Source organism: Acinetobacter lwoffii (genome assembly GCF_022967985.1).
Classification (GTDB): domain Bacteria; phylum Pseudomonadota; class Gammaproteobacteria; order Pseudomonadales; family Moraxellaceae; genus Acinetobacter.
The window spans coordinates 52,101-66,875 of sequence record NZ_JALJVC010000004.1; the positions used below are offsets into that span (position 1 = coordinate 52,101).

Sequence of the window (14,775 nt, forward strand, 5' to 3'; positions counted from 1 at the left end):
ATGCAAATTACGACTCCTGATATTGGTGTAGATAAGGCAACAGTGGCCGAAATTCTGGTCAAAGTCGGTGATACGATCGCGATTGATGACAGCATTGTATTGCTTGAATCTGATAAAGCCTCTGTTGAAGTGCCTAGCACTTCAGCAGGCGTGGTAAAAAGCATTCTGGTCAGCCAGGGTGATGAAGTCGCTGAAGGCGCGGTACTGATTGAACTGCAAGCTGAAGACGGTAGCGCCGATGTGGTCGAGCCACAGCAAGCAGATGCCTCACAAAAAACTTCAGAAAATACTCCGACTTCATTGCCGGATCAGGAAATCATGCAGGAACTGGCTTCACATCAGCCTAAAGCTTCTGCTGCTCCTGAGGCTCAAGCGAGCTCACAGGTGGTTGATGTACAAATCCCCGATATTGGTGTAGAAAAAGCTACTGTAGGGGAAATCCTGGTCGCTGTCGGTGATGAAATCGAGGTAGATCAAAGTATCGTAGTGGTGGAATCAGACAAGGCGACTGTTGAAGTGCCAAGTACGGTTTCCGGCACGGTGGAATCCATAGAGATTAAAGAAGGCGATACCATTAAAGAAGGTGTGGTCATTCTGAAAGTGAAAACGGCTGTTTCGGCAGCGTCAGCACAGCCAGAACCACCTCAAGCACCAGTTGCTCAAGCGGCGGCCCAAGAGAAAGCAGTTGAAGCACCACAAACGTCAGCAGCACCTGCAGGTAATGTTGAAGTGATGGTGCCTGACCTGGGTGTAGACAAGGCGGCTGTGGCTGAAATTCTGGTTCAGGTCGGAGATACGGTTGAAAAAGATCAGAGCATCATCGTGGTAGAATCAGATAAAGCCACTGTTGAAGTGCCAAGCACTACAGCTGGCGTGATTAAAGCCATTCATGTTGAGCTGGGTCAAAATGTCTCTCAAGGCATTGCACTGGTGACAATTGAAGCTGAAGCGCAAGCAGCTGCTGCACCTGTCGTAGCCAAAGCAGAAGCACCGAAAGCAGCAGAAGCACCAAAAGCAGCCCCGGCACCTGCTGCATCTTCTACTCAAACAGTCACGACGTCGGATAATGCTGACAAGCTGACCAAAGAGCAGAATGCCGCTAATTCTAAAGTTTATGCCGGTCCTGCGGTGCGTAAACTGGCCCGTGAACTGGGCGTCGTGTTGGCAGACGTCAAAGCATCTGGCCCACATGCGCGCGTCATGAAAGAAGACCTGAAAGCGTATGTCAAAACGCGTCTTACTACGCCACAGGCGGCTCCTGTAGCCGCTGCTGCTCAAGTCGCAGGTCTGCCAAAACTGCCAGACTTTAGCGCTTTTGGTGGTGTGGAAGAGAAAGCCTTGACGCGCTTGCAACAAGTGTCTATTCCACAGTTGTCGCTGAATAATTTCATTCCGCAAGTGACCCAGTTTGATGCAGCAGATATTACGGAACTGGAAGCATGGCGTAATGAACTGAAAGGCAACTTCAAGAAAGAAGGCCTGAGCCTGACCATTATGGCGTTCATCATCAAAGCAGTTGCGCACTTGTTAAAAGAAGAGCGTGAGTTTGCTGGTCACTTGGCCGATGATGGTAAGTCAGTATTGCTACGTAACGAGATCCATATGGGTATCGCGGTCGCAACGCCAGATGGTTTGACCGTGCCTGTGCTGCGTCACCCAGATCAGAAGTCAATTAAACAGATTGCCACTGAGCTAGGAATCTTGGGTCAAAAAGCGCGTGACAAGAAATTGTCGCCGAAAGATCTGCAAGGTGCGAACTTCACTATCACTAGCCTAGGTTCAATTGGTGGTACAGCATTTACGCCATTGGTGAACTGGCCGCAAGTGGCAATTCTGGGGATTTCTCCTGCAACCATGCAACCGGTTTGGAATGGTGAAGGCTTTGATCCACGCTTGATGCTGCCGCTTTCATTGTCCTACGATCACCGTGTGATCAATGGTGCAGATGCTGCTCGTTTCACCAACAAGCTGACCAAGCTGCTCAAAGATATCCGTACTTTATTGATCTAAAAAATCATGTATATGCCCTTTATTCTCTCTCTGGGAGAAAGACAAAGAGGGTGTAAAGAGAAAAACCCTGCTTCGGCAGGGTTTTTTGCTGCTGCATTGAAAAATAATCTATTTGATTCTATACTTGGCGCACTTCATTGGGGAGTAGCCGCCTTTTGCGCAAAGCAGAAGGGTGATGGTCAACATATTTGCTCAACCGAGCATGGTCATCATAGCAAAGAACCAAGTCAGCTTTTCCAAGCTTTCTTTTGTTGGCAAGACCTTTGATTTACCACTCTGCAGATTTTGGCTAGCAGGAGCGGTGAGTCATTGGTATTGGATGCTAGCCAGAGAAAAACCTCATGTATGAATTCCTACTGTCGACTGCAATTGTAGCGCTGGCTGAAATGGGTGATAAAACCCAACTGCTTGCTTTGCTGCTTGCTGCACGTTTTCGCAAACCTGTTCCTATTTTATTTGCTATTTTATTGGCGACGCTGATTAACCACGGCCTTTCTGCGGTATTGGGACAATGGGTGACCACGGTGATTGGGCCGGAGGTGCTACTGTGGATCGTCTCGATTGGCTTTATCGCAATGGCCGTCTGGATGCTGATTCCGGATGAACTCGGGGATGAAAATGCCAGTATCAATAAATGGCAAAAATTCGGGGTCTTTGGCGCAACCTTTATTTTATTCTTTCTGGCAGAAATCGGTGATAAAACTCAAATTGCCACAGTTGCACTGGCAGCACGTTTCGACAGCGTATTCTGGGTCATGCTGGGGACCACTTTGGGCATGATGCTGGCCAATGCACCTGCAGTGTTTTTGGGAGATAAGCTGGCGAACAGATTGCCGATCAGCCTGATTCATAAAATTGGTGCGGTGATTTTCCTGGTGATTGGTGTCGCGACCCTGGCCCAACATTATTTCTTTTAAATTATAAAATAATAAATTACATGAATCCTGAGCTAAAAACTCAGGATTTTTTATGGTTAAAATTCTCTCAAAACCTTGATAAATAGTGTGATATGGCTAGTTTTATTGATTGTAAGTTTGATAAATTCCTTATATTTTATACGGGTATAAAAACGTTATTTTTATTATAAATTGGGGAATTTACATGGTTTTTGAGCGCACCACATCGCAAGTCCTGTTTGATAATGGGACACATAAATGCATCAGTTTTACCAGTCTGGTCAAAGGTGAAGGCGTTCAGGCAAACCAGTTTTTGATTATTGATCATGAGCGCGCAGCGGTACTCGATCCGGGTGGTGATTTAACCTATGTGCCGCTGACCATGGAACTGAATAAATACACCCGCTTGACCCATCTGGACTATGTCATGGCTTCACATCAAGACCCGGACATTATCACTTCCATGCCGCGCTGGCTGGTATATACCGATGCCAAAGTGGTGGCATCCAAGCTGTGGGCGCGTTTCTTGCCGCACTTAAACTCGGCCTTTATGAGCGACCGGATGAAAGGCAACTGGCTGGACCGTCTGGTGGAGCTTCCGGATCATGGTCAAATCATTCCACTGGGCCAATCTCATATTGTGGCGGTACCGGCGCATTTTCTGCATTCGGTAGGGAATTTCCAGTTTTATGATCCGATTGCCAAAATTTTATTTTCAGGTGATATGGGTGCGTCCATGGTTGAAGATGCCGCCAAGCCACTGGAAAACTTTGCCGCGCATATCCCAAAAATGAAAAGCTTCCATCAACGCTATATGTGCAATAACAAGGTGATTCGTCTCTGGGTGAAAATGGTACGCAGCATGGAAATCGAGATGATTGTGCCGCAGCATGGCACACCATTTATCGGCAAAGAGCAGATTACCCAGTTTCTGGACTGGATTGAAACGCTGGAATGCGGCACTGACCTGATGGATGAAACGGTTTTTACCTGTCCTGAATAGTTCACACAAAAAATAATTTTTTTCTTGTGTGGAAAAACAACATTTTTTATATTTCTTCTCCAAAAAACTTTTTTTGATGACGAGAACTTATAAGAAATGTTGTCTCAAGTTCCAAAACCGGATGCGTGTTTAAGCTGCGGGGCGTGCTGCGCCTATTTCAGGGTTTCGTTCTATTGGGCTGAAGGTATTCATATGCCTGAGCACTATACCGAACCTGTGACAGCAGTCTATTCATGTATGGCTGGAACCAATCAAAAAGATCCACGCTGTATCGCACTTGATGGCACCATCGGCCAGCAGGTCAGCTGCGGCATGTATGAGCAGCGCAGTTCATCCTGCAAAGAAGTGCAGATTGCCGATGATCAATGCAACAAGGCACGTGTTGCACACAATATGTTGCCCTTTGTCCAGATTGAAACTGATGAAGCTGACAATGATGACAGTTTTGAATATGTCAGCTAAATCCATCCAAAGCAGAGCTTAGGCTCTGCTTTTCACTCCATTAAAATGATCGGGGTATATTTAAAATAGGGAACTTCATTATCAGAGGTATTATTGATACTGTTTTAGCACCCACATAGATCTGCGTGTACAAAGCTTGAATAAAAAAATAATTTTGCAATTGCAATGAAATTTAAGCCGATATTTGTTTATAATAGTGCACGGAAATTACCAGTGAGACTGTTATGTTGACCATCGTTCAAGACGCGTTAACCTTCGATGATGTCCTATTACTCCCTGCCTATTCTACTGTTCTTCCAAAAGATGTCTCCCTAAAGACACGTTTAACTCGTGGCATTAACCTGAATATTCCTCTTGTATCCGCAGCAATGGATACGGTGACTGAGTCCCGTATGGCAATTGCAATGGCGCAAAATGGTGGTATCGGTATTTTGCACAAGAACATGGATATCGCTGTTCAGGCTGCAGAAGTGCGCCGTGTGAAAAAATTCGAAGCGGGTATGGTTAAAGACCCGATTACAGTCACTCCTGAGACCACAGTACGTGAATTGATTGCGCTGACTCAAGCCAATAATATCAGTGGTGTGCCTGTTGTGAAAGACGGCAAAGTGGTGGGTATCGTGACAGGTCGTGATACACGCTTTGAAACCAATCTTGAGCAGCCAGTCAGCAATATCATGACTGGTCAGGATCGTCTGGTGACAGTTCGTGAAGGCGAATCGAAAGAAAATATCCAAGCTTTATTGCAACAGCACCGTATTGAAAAAGTATTGGTGGTCAACGATCAGCAAGAGCTGAAAGGCTTAATTACGGTAACCGATTTCCGTAAAGCTGAATTGTATCCAAATAGCTGTAAAGATGACCTGGGTCGTCTGCGTGTTGGTGCTGCTGTCGGTACTGGTGCAGAAACGCCAAGCCGCGTAGAAGCCCTGGTTGATGCAGGTGTGGACGTGATTGTAGTCGATACTGCACATGGTCATTCTGCGGGTGTGATTGAGCGTGTACGTTGGGTTAAGGCCAACTATCCACAAGTTCAGGTGATTGGCGGTAACATCGCAACAGGTGATGCTGCGCTGGCGTTGCTTGATGCAGGTGCTGATGCCGTTAAAGTTGGTATTGGTCCTGGTTCAATCTGTACCACGCGTATTGTGGCGGGTATTGGTATGCCACAAATCTCTGCAATTGATTCTGTTGCCAATGCGCTGAAAGATCAGATTCCTTTGATCGCGGATGGCGGTATCCGTTTCTCTGGCGATATGGCTAAAGCGATTGGTGCGGGCGCGAGCACGATTATGGTTGGTTCATTGATGGCCGGTACTGAAGAAGCACCAGGCGAAGTTGAATTCTTCCAGGGCCGCTACTACAAGGCTTATCGTGGTATGGGTTCATTGGGTGCCATGGCAGGTGCGACAGGTTCTGCTGACCGTTACTTCCAGGACTCCAAGGCTGGTGCCGAGAAGCTAGTTCCAGAAGGTATTGAAGGTCGCGTACCGTACAAAGGCCCAATGGGTAATATCGTACATCAGATGATGGGAGGCCTACGTTCTTCGATGGGTTATACCGGTTCTGCGACAATTGAAGACCTGCGTCAAAATGCTAAGTTTGTGAAAATCACTTCTGCCGGTATGTCGGAGTCACATGTACATGATGTGACCATTACCAAAGAAGCACCAAACTATCGCGTGGGTTAATCTCCCGTGATTTAAAATTTTAAAAAGCCGTCATGCAAATGACGGCTTTTTTATTTTGGTGTAAAGTGTGACTCAAGGAAAAAAATGGGTGATATCAATCATCCGCTAAGAAGTGAGATAAAGATGAGTTATTTTGGTACGGATGGTATTCGTGGAAAGTTTGGCGAATTGCCGATTACCCCTGAGTTTGCCCTGAAACTGGGATTTGCAGCTGGTAAAGTTTTAAAACGTCATAGTAAAAAATCCAAACCATTGGTGGTTCTGGGTAAAGATACCCGTTTGTCGGGCTATATCCTGGAAGCTGCCTTGCAGGCAGGTTTAAATGCCGCCGGCGTTTATGTTCATCTTTTAGGTCCACTACCGACACCGGCGATTGCTCACTTGACCCGTGCCTTGCATGCCAGCTTGGGTATTGTCATTTCCGCTTCGCATAACCCGTATTTTGATAACGGCATTAAGTTCTTCTCTGCAGAAGGCAAAAAACTGCCAGATGCTTTACAAGACGAAATTAATCAGGAGCTTGAAAAAGATTTTGTGATTGAAGACACGGCGAATCTGGGTAAAAGTATCCGGGTTAAAGATGCTAATGGTCGCTATATTGAATTCTGTAAATCGACGTTCCCGTATCATCTGGATCTGAATGAACTTACCATTGTGGTGGATTGTGCCAATGGTGCAGCCTATAACGTGGGACCTGCGGTGTTCCGTGAACTGGGCGCACGTGTGATTGCCATTCACAATGAGCCAAGCGGTTTGAATATTAATGAGGGCTGTGGTTCAACCCATCCGGAAAGCTTGCAACAAGCCGTGATTCAACATCAAGCGGATTTGGGTATTGCCTTTGATGGGGATGCTGACCGTGTGGTTCTCGTAGATAAAGCCGGTAATCTGATTGATGGCGACCATATTCTTTATATTCTTGCGACTCAAAGCTCGAAAAAACCGGCAGGTATCGTCGGTACCTTAATGAGCAATATGGCGCTGGAACTGGCGCTGGAAAAAGCTCAAGTGCCGTTATTACGTGCCAAAGTCGGCGACCGTTATGTATTACAAGGTCTGGAAGAAAATGGCTGGGTAATTGGCGGTGAGCCTTCTGGTCATATTCTGACTTTAGACAAGAGCACCACAGGCGATGCCATTATTGCAGCCCTGCAGGTTTTAACCGTGATGGTTGAACAGAAAAAAGCCCTGCATGAACTTGTGGCTGACTTTAAACTGTTGCCAAATGTCCTGGTCAATGTACGTTTAAATGCCATGTTTGACCCTTATTCAGTGCCTGAACTGGCAGCTGAATTTGAAAAAGCCGAACAGCAGCTTAAAGGTCGTGGCCGTTTATTGATTCGTAAATCCGGCACAGAACCTGTCATTCGTGTGATGGTCGAAGGTGATGATCTGGTCGAAGTTACCACACTTGCAAACAGCCTGGCAGATGCTGTGCGTGCCAATGCAGCTTAACGGGAACATAGATAATGAGTGATCTGATCAAGGATCTAAGTGAACTACGCCTGAATTATGAAAAAGGCGAGTTACAGGAACAGCAAGTCAATCCGAATCCGCATATGCAGTTCTTGCAATGGTTTAACCATGCAATGGAAGCAAAATTGCACGAGCCCTATGCCATGTCGTTGGCAACAGCCAATGCACAAGGCCGTCCGCATGTGCGTACGGTATTGCTGCGTGGAGCGACTGACGCAGGGTATGATTTTTATACCAACTATGATAGTCAAAAAGGTTTAGATCTGGCTAAAAATCCTTATGCCGAACTGTTGTTCTACTGGCAGGATCAGGAACGTCAGATTCGTATTTCGGGTCGTGTAAAGAAAATATCGGAAGAAGAATCGACCGACTATTATCATAAACGTCCACGCGAAAGCCAGATTGCCGCGCATATCAGTACCCCGCAAAGTGGCATCGTGGCTAGTCGTGAGGAATTGCAGCAACGTTTTTGGGATTTGCATACCCAGGTTGCCAATCAGCAACAGCTGGACAAGCCGGTATTCTGGGGCGGTTATCGTCTCGAACCCGATTATTATGAATTCTGGCAGGGTCGTCCGAACCGTTTGCATGACCGTTTAAGTTATCGCAAAACCGATGCCGGCTGGACTTTAGAGCGCTTAATGCCATAACCATGCAAAAACTGGAAATAAAACAACGTCCATTGCTGACACGCCCTGAAAATTTACCGGGCGTCCCTGCATTTGTGGCCGAGATTCTGGCTCGTCGTGGGGTGGAATCCGAGCAGGAACTTGAGCTCAAGCTGAAGCATTTGCTGGCACCGACCATGAAAGGCTTGCCTGAAGCCATTCAATTGATGGATCAGGCGATTGATCATGGCCAGAAAATCGTGATTGTCGGCGATTATGATGCCGATGGCGCGACCAGTACTGCACTCATGGTGCTGGCACTGCGCGATATGGGCGCCAATGTTGAATATCTGGTACCAGACCGTTTTAAATATGGGTATGGATTGACGCCCGCAATTGCAGATCTGGCCTTTGTCAATTTCACGCCTGATTTACTGATTACCGTGGACAATGGCATTTCCAGCCATGACGGAGTAAAACAGGCGCAGGATCATGGCATGCAGGTGATCATTACTGATCACCATCTGACGACCAAGCCGACACCAAAAGCCGAAGCCGTGGTCAATCCCAATCAGCTCGGTTGCGACTTTCCAAGCAAAGCACTGGCCGGGGTCGGGGTGGCTTTTTATGTACTGGCCAATCTATCTACTCATCGCAAGAAACTTGGAAAATCCTCTACGGTAATTACCAATTATCTTGATCTGGTGGCACTCGGTACTTATGCCGATGTCGCGAGTCTGGACTATAACAACCGGATTCTGGTCGATGCAGGGTTGAAACGGATCCAGCAAGGGTTATGCCGAGCAGGAATCAGTGCGCTACTTGATATTGCAAAGCGTGATCCTGCTGGTCTGAAAGCTCAAGATTTGGGCTTTGTTTTAGGCCCACGGATTAACGCGGCTGGACGCATGGAAACCATGGATATCGGGATCGAATGTTTGCTGGCTCCTGATCTGACAACTGCTTATCCACTGGCTGAACAGCTGAATCAGCTCAATGTCGAACGCCGTCAGGTGGAAGGTAAAATCAAGCAGGAAGCCTTGCTTGAGCTGGATAAAATCCAGTGGGATGCCACTGAACTACCTGCTGCGTTGATCATGTTTGAACAGCATTGGCATCAGGGAGTGATCGGGATTGTAGCAGGGCGTTTAAAAGAGCAGTTCCATCGTCCGAGTATTGTTTTTGCCGCGGATCAGGATGGGATTCATATCAAAGGTTCGGCGCGTTCGATTGAAGGTATTCATATTCGTGATGCGATTGAACAGGTGGCAGAGCAATATCCTCATTTAGTCAGTCATTTTGGCGGACATGCAGCAGCAGCAGGTTTAACCCTGAAAAAAGAAAATTTCGCTGAGTTTAAGCAGGTCTTTGAAGCACTGATTGGTGTGATGGATGAGGATTTATTCACTGCGACTTTATGGACAGATGGAGAGTTGCCAGCTTCTGCTTTTCAGATCGAAACAGTCAATTTATTGCAGAATTTAAGTCCATGGGGGCAAAAATTCCCCCAACCGATTTTTGATGGTGTGTTCAAAATCATGGACTATCGCTGGCTTAAAGATGTGCATCTTAAGTTACGTGTGGCGTTGGAGAATGGGCAGGTCGTGGATGCGATCGCTTTCAATGCAGCGGATAAATATGACTTTGACCCGATGAAAGATACACGATTGGTCTATGAGCTGGATAAAAATGTATTTAATGGCAATATCAGCTTGCAAATGCGGATTATCCATTTAGAACAATAGGCCATAAAAAAACCGCTCGAGTGAGCGGTTTTTTTGCTTTTAATCGGAGAGATTAGAAGCGGTATGCTGCACGAATGCCATAAGTATTGATGTCATCAGCAAATGCTATGTTACCTTCAAGGCTTACTTGTTGACTCAAGAATTTCTTAGCACGAATTTCAAAAGTATCTTCATCATAGCCGTTATCGATATAGCCAAGACCCACGTTTAGGGTAGGGTCGAGGTAAAGATCGGTACCAAGAATGAAAGCTGTTTCATCAGCAAAGCGTGCACCAGCTTCAAAGTTCATGTCGTACTGGCCTACTTTGGTTACGTATTTACCACGTACAGTTGCGTCTGTGTCGTCGCCATTATCTGCCAGACCAACTGCTAATAAAAGACCAGGTGTAGGTAAGTAACCTACTTCTGCAGCGAAAGTGGTATCATCAAATTCGCCATCATCAAAATAACCAACTTGACCATTTAAGTAAAAATCAGTGTTAGGAACAAAATATTCAACACCAACATTTAAGTTAGTGAAATCATATAAATCAAAGTCAGTGTAAGCAAGCGATGCATTAATATTACTTGCACGGTTTAAAAATGCAGCTTCATTTAATGGAGAGCCTTTAACTTGTACCGGAGCAAAGTAGTAAGCACCATCAACTGCAAGTGTATAACCATTGTCAGCACCATCAATGTCAACATCGTGGTAAGCAACAGTACCCCCAACTTCAGCTTGGTAAGCATGTGCAGTTCCCAGGCCAGCAAGAAGCGCTGTAGCAAGAGCAAGTTTCTTAAGCATTTAGATTTCTCTCTTTGTTATAAAAATATGACTGTTTGATGAACAGTTGTAACAAATTGTACAGTTTATATTCGCCCCGTCAATGTGCAAAAATACCTAAATGCTTGTTAAGAGTGCAATAAAAAAACCCATCCGAGGATGGGTTTTCTATGAATGACTAATTTTTGGTTTTAGATTAGAAGCGGTACTTCGCTGCTACACCAAAGGTATTGTAGTCATTGTTAAACTGTTCGCCAAAGCCGACACGGCCTTCTAAGCTCACTTGCTGGTTAATGAACTTACGTGCATTGATACCAAATTCGCTCTTGTCGGTAATATCATTATTGTGATAATCAGCACCGACACTCAAGGTTTTGTCGATGAAATAATCTGCTGCCAGATTGTATTCATCTAGATCACCAAACGCTGCACCTGCTTCCAGGTTGATATCTTTACCATTGCTTAATGTCGTCACATATTTAGCACGAAGTGTTGGATCTACGCCATCATCATTGTCGTTATCCCAACCTTTCACACCAGCCGCAATCAATAGACCTGGCGCTGGCAGATAACCGACTTCAGCTGCATAGGTGGTTAAATCATTTTCTAGATCATCATTGTCTTGCAGATCATGGCCATTGACGTTACCGCTTAAGTAGAAGTCAGAATTCGGTACGAAGTACTCTGCACCTACGCCATAACGATGCGCTTCAGAATCACCAATTTCATTATATTGATATTGCGCACTCACGTTGCTAGCACGATCAAGGAATGCTGCTTCTGCTAATGGTGCATTACGTGTTTGAACTGGATTGAAGTAATATGTACCATCAACGCCGAAAGAACCGCTAGTTCCACCGTTGTCAGGATCAACCACTCCTGCTGATGCACCAATTTCTGCTTGGTAAGCATGTGCTGCTGTACCAGTCATTGCTATTGCTGAAAGTAGTGCCGAAGCAATCGCTAATTTTTTCATGGTTACTACCCCTCAAATCGTGAGTTAAAAACATTACACTTTTTGTTACAACTTTCAGTCTAGAGCAATTCCAAAGATCGTCAATCAAAGGAAAGTTACAGTAATGTGAATAGCGTAATCTTGTGTAATTTTTGCTGAACAAGTGACTGAATAATAAAATTAAATTTATAATGTAGTGTTTTATTAAAAGTGTGTAGATATTGTGGAATCTATTGAATTCGCTGATTTTTTATACAGACCAATAAGAAATCCTAAATTATAAAATCAATTGCAAAATTATATTTCGGTCATAAAACGGGGCTAAAAAGCCGATAAAAATTTCGGATAAAAAGACGCAAAAGAGTCTATGAGATGTTGAAAATTGGATGAGGGAAATACAGGTCTAAATGCTCAAGACATTCGAGCCTTAGACTGAATGGATCGTTAAAATAGCGGAAATAGACTGTGCTATAATATCGGGCTAAGAATTTTGTGCCTAATTTTGATTGAGAGTAATTCACGTGGAAATTAATCCGTATCTAAACCAATTAAAAGACTTAAACGAACGTGGTCAAACACTACGGGGGTATCTTTGACTACGATCTGAAAAAAGAGCGTTTAGAAGAAGTCCTGCGTGAATTAGAAGATCCAACCATCTGGAATGACCAGAGTCGTGCCCAAGCGATGGCCAAAGAGAAAGGCGAGCTTGAAAATGTATTAAATGTGCTGGATCGCTTAAGTACCCAGCTTGAAGATGCACAGGCTTTGCTTGATCTGGCGGTTGAAGCGGATGATGAAAGCTTGCTAGAAGATGTACAGGCTGAACTGAGCACGGCTGAAGAAGAACTGGCCAAGCTTGAATTCCGCCGTATGTTCAATAATCCGATGGATCCAAATCCTTGCTATCTGGAAATTCAAGCTGGTTCAGGCGGTACAGAAGCACAGGACTGGGCGTCTATGTTGCTACGTATGTATCTACGCTGGATTGAACGTCATGGCTTTAAAGCAGAAGTGATGGAAGAATCTGATGGGGATGTTGCCGGGATTAAATCTGCGACGATTCGTGTGGAAGGTGAGTACGCCTATGGCTGGTTACGTACCGAATCTGGTGTACACCGTTTAGTGCGTAAGTCGCCCTTTGACTCGGGCAACCGTCGTCATACCTCGTTCTCTGCCGTGTTTGTGTCACCGGAAGTTGATGACAATATCGAAATTGAAATCAATCCGTCCGATGTTCGTACCGATACTTATCGTGCATCAGGGGCGGGTGGTCAGCATATTAACAAAACAGATTCTGCCGTGCGTTTAACCCATGCACCGACCGGAATTGTGGTGGCCTGTCAGAACCAGCGTTCACAACATGCCAACCGTGACCACGCCTGGAAGCAGTTACGTGCCAAACTTTATGAGCTCGAGATGAGCAAACGTAACGAAGCGGCACAAGCACTGGAAGATTCCAAGTCTGACATTGGGTGGGGTAGTCAGATCCGTTCTTATGTCCTGGATGATTCACGTATTAAGGATTTGCGTACAGGTGTGGAAAATTCCAATACTGGCGCAGTTCTGGACGGTGATCTGGACAAATTTATCGAAGCAAGCTTGAAACAGGGCTTGTAAGAAGTTGTTTAAATAGCTGGCGTAACCAAGCTTGTACAGATTGTGACTCTTATATCTAAATTATTCGATATATAAATCGTAAAAATACGATATAATGGTCGCAGATGCTGAATAAAGTTTCGTTGCGCCACTGATTGTGATGTGCCTATGGACCTTGATCTAATTTTTAAAGCCTTAGCCAATCCGACCCGTCGACAAATTCTGGAGTGGTTAAAATCTCCGGAGCAATATCTGTCTGCGGAAGAGTGTGGTGGCTTTCAACGTGGGGTCTGTGCAGGTCAAATTGAACGTTTGGGCCAGGTTTCCCAGTCCACCATGTCCAATCACCTGTCGGTGTTACAGCAGACTGGCCTGATCACTGCGACCAAGCATGGACAGTGGTCATATTTCTCCCGCAATGAAACTTTGATTCAACAATTTATCGAACACCTACAACAACACCTTTAACAGGTGGGAGTAACGATGGCTGAATTAAATTCTCCTTTAACGCTCGGTGCGTTAGAGCTTAAAAACCGTGTCATCATGGCGCCGCTGACCCGTAACCGCGCAACTGCTGATCGCGTTCCAACCCCAATGATGGTTGAATACTATGCGCAACGTGCAAGTGCTGGCCTGATTATTTCTGAAGCCACAGTGATTTCTGAAGAAGCCAATGGCTATTTAAATACTCCAGGATTGTTTACCGATGCTCAGGTCGAAGGCTGGAAAAAGGTTACTCAAGCGGTTCATGAGAAGGGCGGTCTGATTGTTGCCCAGCTTTGGCATGTTGGTCGTGTATCGCATCCGGATCTGTTAAATGGTGAAACACCAGTCTCTGCAAGTGCAGTACAACAGGCGGGTCATGTCAGCTTGTTACGTCCAAAACGTCCATACGTTACGCCACGTCCTTTGGAAGTTTCTGAAATTCATGCCATTACCGAGCAATATAAGCAAGCCGCGATTCGTGCTAAAGAAGCCGGTTTTGATGGTGTTGAATTACATGCTGCCAATGGTTATCTGATTGACCAGTTCTTGCAAAGCAAAACCAATCAGCGTGAAGATGAATACGGCGGTTCAGTGGAAAATCGTACACGTTTCCTGCTAGAAGCAACTGATGCACTGATTGAAGTATGGGGCGCAGATCGTGTAGGGGTGCATTTTGCGCCGCGTTGTGATGATCATGACATGGGCGACAATGATCCACGTGAAACATTTGGCTATGCCATGGAGCAGCTGGGTAAGCGCAAGATTGCCTTCTTCTTTACCCGTGAATATCTGGCAGAAGACAGTATTTCTGAATATATGAAACAGCGCTCAAATGGAGTGCCTTATATTGCCAATATGCAACTAAGTCGTGAAGATGCCATTGAATTACTGGCTTCAGGCAAGGCTGATGCGGTGGCTTTTGGTAAGGCGTATATTGCCAATCCGGATCTATACGAACGTCTGCTCGAAGATGCGCCGCTGAATGAACTGAAGCTGGAAAATATGATCGGAACCAATGTCGCGGAAGGCTATATTGATTATCCGACATTGGCTGAAGCAGAAGCTTTAACTACAGTAGAATAAT

13 protein-coding genes and 1 riboswitch are annotated in these 14,775 nt (G+C 45.4%); of the genes, 11 read left to right on the plus strand and 2 right to left on the minus strand.

Annotated features, from left to right (window positions below):
* The 8 genes from MWG72_RS03935 (at position 1) to recJ (ending at position 9,891) form a co-directional block, all read left to right on the plus strand.
* Positions 1 to 2,010 (plus strand): 2-oxo acid dehydrogenase subunit E2, encoded by a 2,010-nt coding sequence (locus MWG72_RS03935; RefSeq protein WP_247143272.1) that lies wholly within the window; start codon positions 1 to 3, stop codon positions 2,008 to 2,010.
* Between the two features lie 127 nt (positions 2,011 to 2,137).
* A riboswitch (yybP-ykoY riboswitch) is annotated at positions 2,138 to 2,279 on the plus strand.
* 72 nt (positions 2,280 to 2,351) lie between these two features.
* Positions 2,352 to 2,927 (plus strand): TMEM165/GDT1 family protein, encoded by a 576-nt coding sequence (locus MWG72_RS03940; protein WP_005250339.1) that lies wholly within the window; start codon positions 2,352 to 2,354, stop codon positions 2,925 to 2,927.
* Positions 2,928 to 3,111: 184 nt separating this feature from the next.
* Positions 3,112 to 3,909, plus strand: coding sequence for an oxygen-binding di-iron domain-containing protein (locus MWG72_RS03945; protein WP_005250340.1), 798 nt, complete (start codon positions 3,112 to 3,114; stop codon positions 3,907 to 3,909).
* Between the two features lie 96 nt (positions 3,910 to 4,005).
* Entirely contained in the window at positions 4,006 to 4,371 is a 366-nt protein-coding gene (locus MWG72_RS03950) for a YkgJ family cysteine cluster protein (protein WP_004281330.1), read from the plus strand.
* Between the two features lie 224 nt (positions 4,372 to 4,595).
* A complete protein-coding gene (gene guaB / locus MWG72_RS03955) occupies positions 4,596 to 6,062 on the plus strand; it encodes an IMP dehydrogenase (RefSeq protein WP_004281332.1) in 1,467 nt (488 codons plus the stop codon).
* A 123-nt stretch (positions 6,063 to 6,185) separates the two neighbouring features.
* Positions 6,186 to 7,517: a phosphoglucosamine mutase gene (gene glmM / locus MWG72_RS03960; RefSeq protein ID WP_247143273.1), complete on the plus strand. Its 1,332-nt coding sequence runs from the start codon at positions 6,186 to 6,188 to the stop codon at positions 7,515 to 7,517.
* Between the two features lie 14 nt (positions 7,518 to 7,531).
* Positions 7,532 to 8,188: a pyridoxamine 5'-phosphate oxidase gene (gene pdxH / locus MWG72_RS03965; RefSeq protein WP_044111354.1), complete on the plus strand. Its 657-nt coding sequence runs from the start codon at positions 7,532 to 7,534 to the stop codon at positions 8,186 to 8,188.
* A 2-nt stretch (positions 8,189 to 8,190) separates the two neighbouring features.
* Positions 8,191 to 9,891 (plus strand): single-stranded-DNA-specific exonuclease RecJ, encoded by a 1,701-nt coding sequence (recJ, locus tag MWG72_RS03970; protein WP_247143274.1) that lies wholly within the window; start codon positions 8,191 to 8,193, stop codon positions 9,889 to 9,891.
* 52 nt (positions 9,892 to 9,943) lie between these two features.
* Here the strand turns inward: recJ and MWG72_RS03975 are convergent, their stop codons facing one another.
* Together MWG72_RS03975 and MWG72_RS03980 are read right to left on the minus strand one after the other, a co-directional pair.
* The gene (locus tag MWG72_RS03975; RefSeq protein ID WP_247143275.1) at positions 9,944 to 10,675 is read right to left on the minus strand and encodes a putative porin; all 732 of its coding nucleotides are present in this window, start codon (positions 10,673 to 10,675) and stop codon (positions 9,944 to 9,946) included.
* A 175-nt stretch (positions 10,676 to 10,850) separates the two neighbouring features.
* Complete coding sequence (locus MWG72_RS03980) at positions 10,851 to 11,630, minus strand: putative porin (RefSeq protein WP_004647252.1); 780 nt, start codon at positions 11,628 to 11,630, stop codon at positions 10,851 to 10,853.
* Positions 11,631 to 12,130: 500 nt separating this feature from the next.
* Here MWG72_RS03980 and prfB point away from each other — a divergent pair.
* The 3 genes from prfB (at position 12,131) to MWG72_RS03995 (ending at position 14,774) form a co-directional block, all read left to right on the plus strand.
* Positions 12,131 to 13,226, plus strand: a protein-coding gene (prfB, locus tag MWG72_RS03985; RefSeq protein ID WP_101627160.1) for a peptide chain release factor 2 whose coding sequence is annotated in 2 segments (ribosomal slippage) — positions 12,131 to 12,202 and positions 12,204 to 13,226 — 1,095 coding nt in all. Because the reading frame shifts where the segments join, the coding sequence is not laid out codon by codon here.
* A 147-nt stretch (positions 13,227 to 13,373) separates the two neighbouring features.
* Positions 13,374 to 13,673 carry an ArsR/SmtB family transcription factor gene (locus MWG72_RS03990; protein ID WP_004281346.1) on the plus strand — a complete coding sequence of 100 codons (300 nt, stop codon included), beginning with the start codon at positions 13,374 to 13,376 and terminating at the stop codon, positions 13,671 to 13,673.
* 15 nt (positions 13,674 to 13,688) lie between these two features.
* Positions 13,689 to 14,774 carry an alkene reductase gene (locus MWG72_RS03995; protein ID WP_005261558.1) on the plus strand — a complete coding sequence of 362 codons (1,086 nt, stop codon included), beginning with the start codon at positions 13,689 to 13,691 and terminating at the stop codon, positions 14,772 to 14,774.
* Position 14,775: the final 1 nt, after the last annotated feature.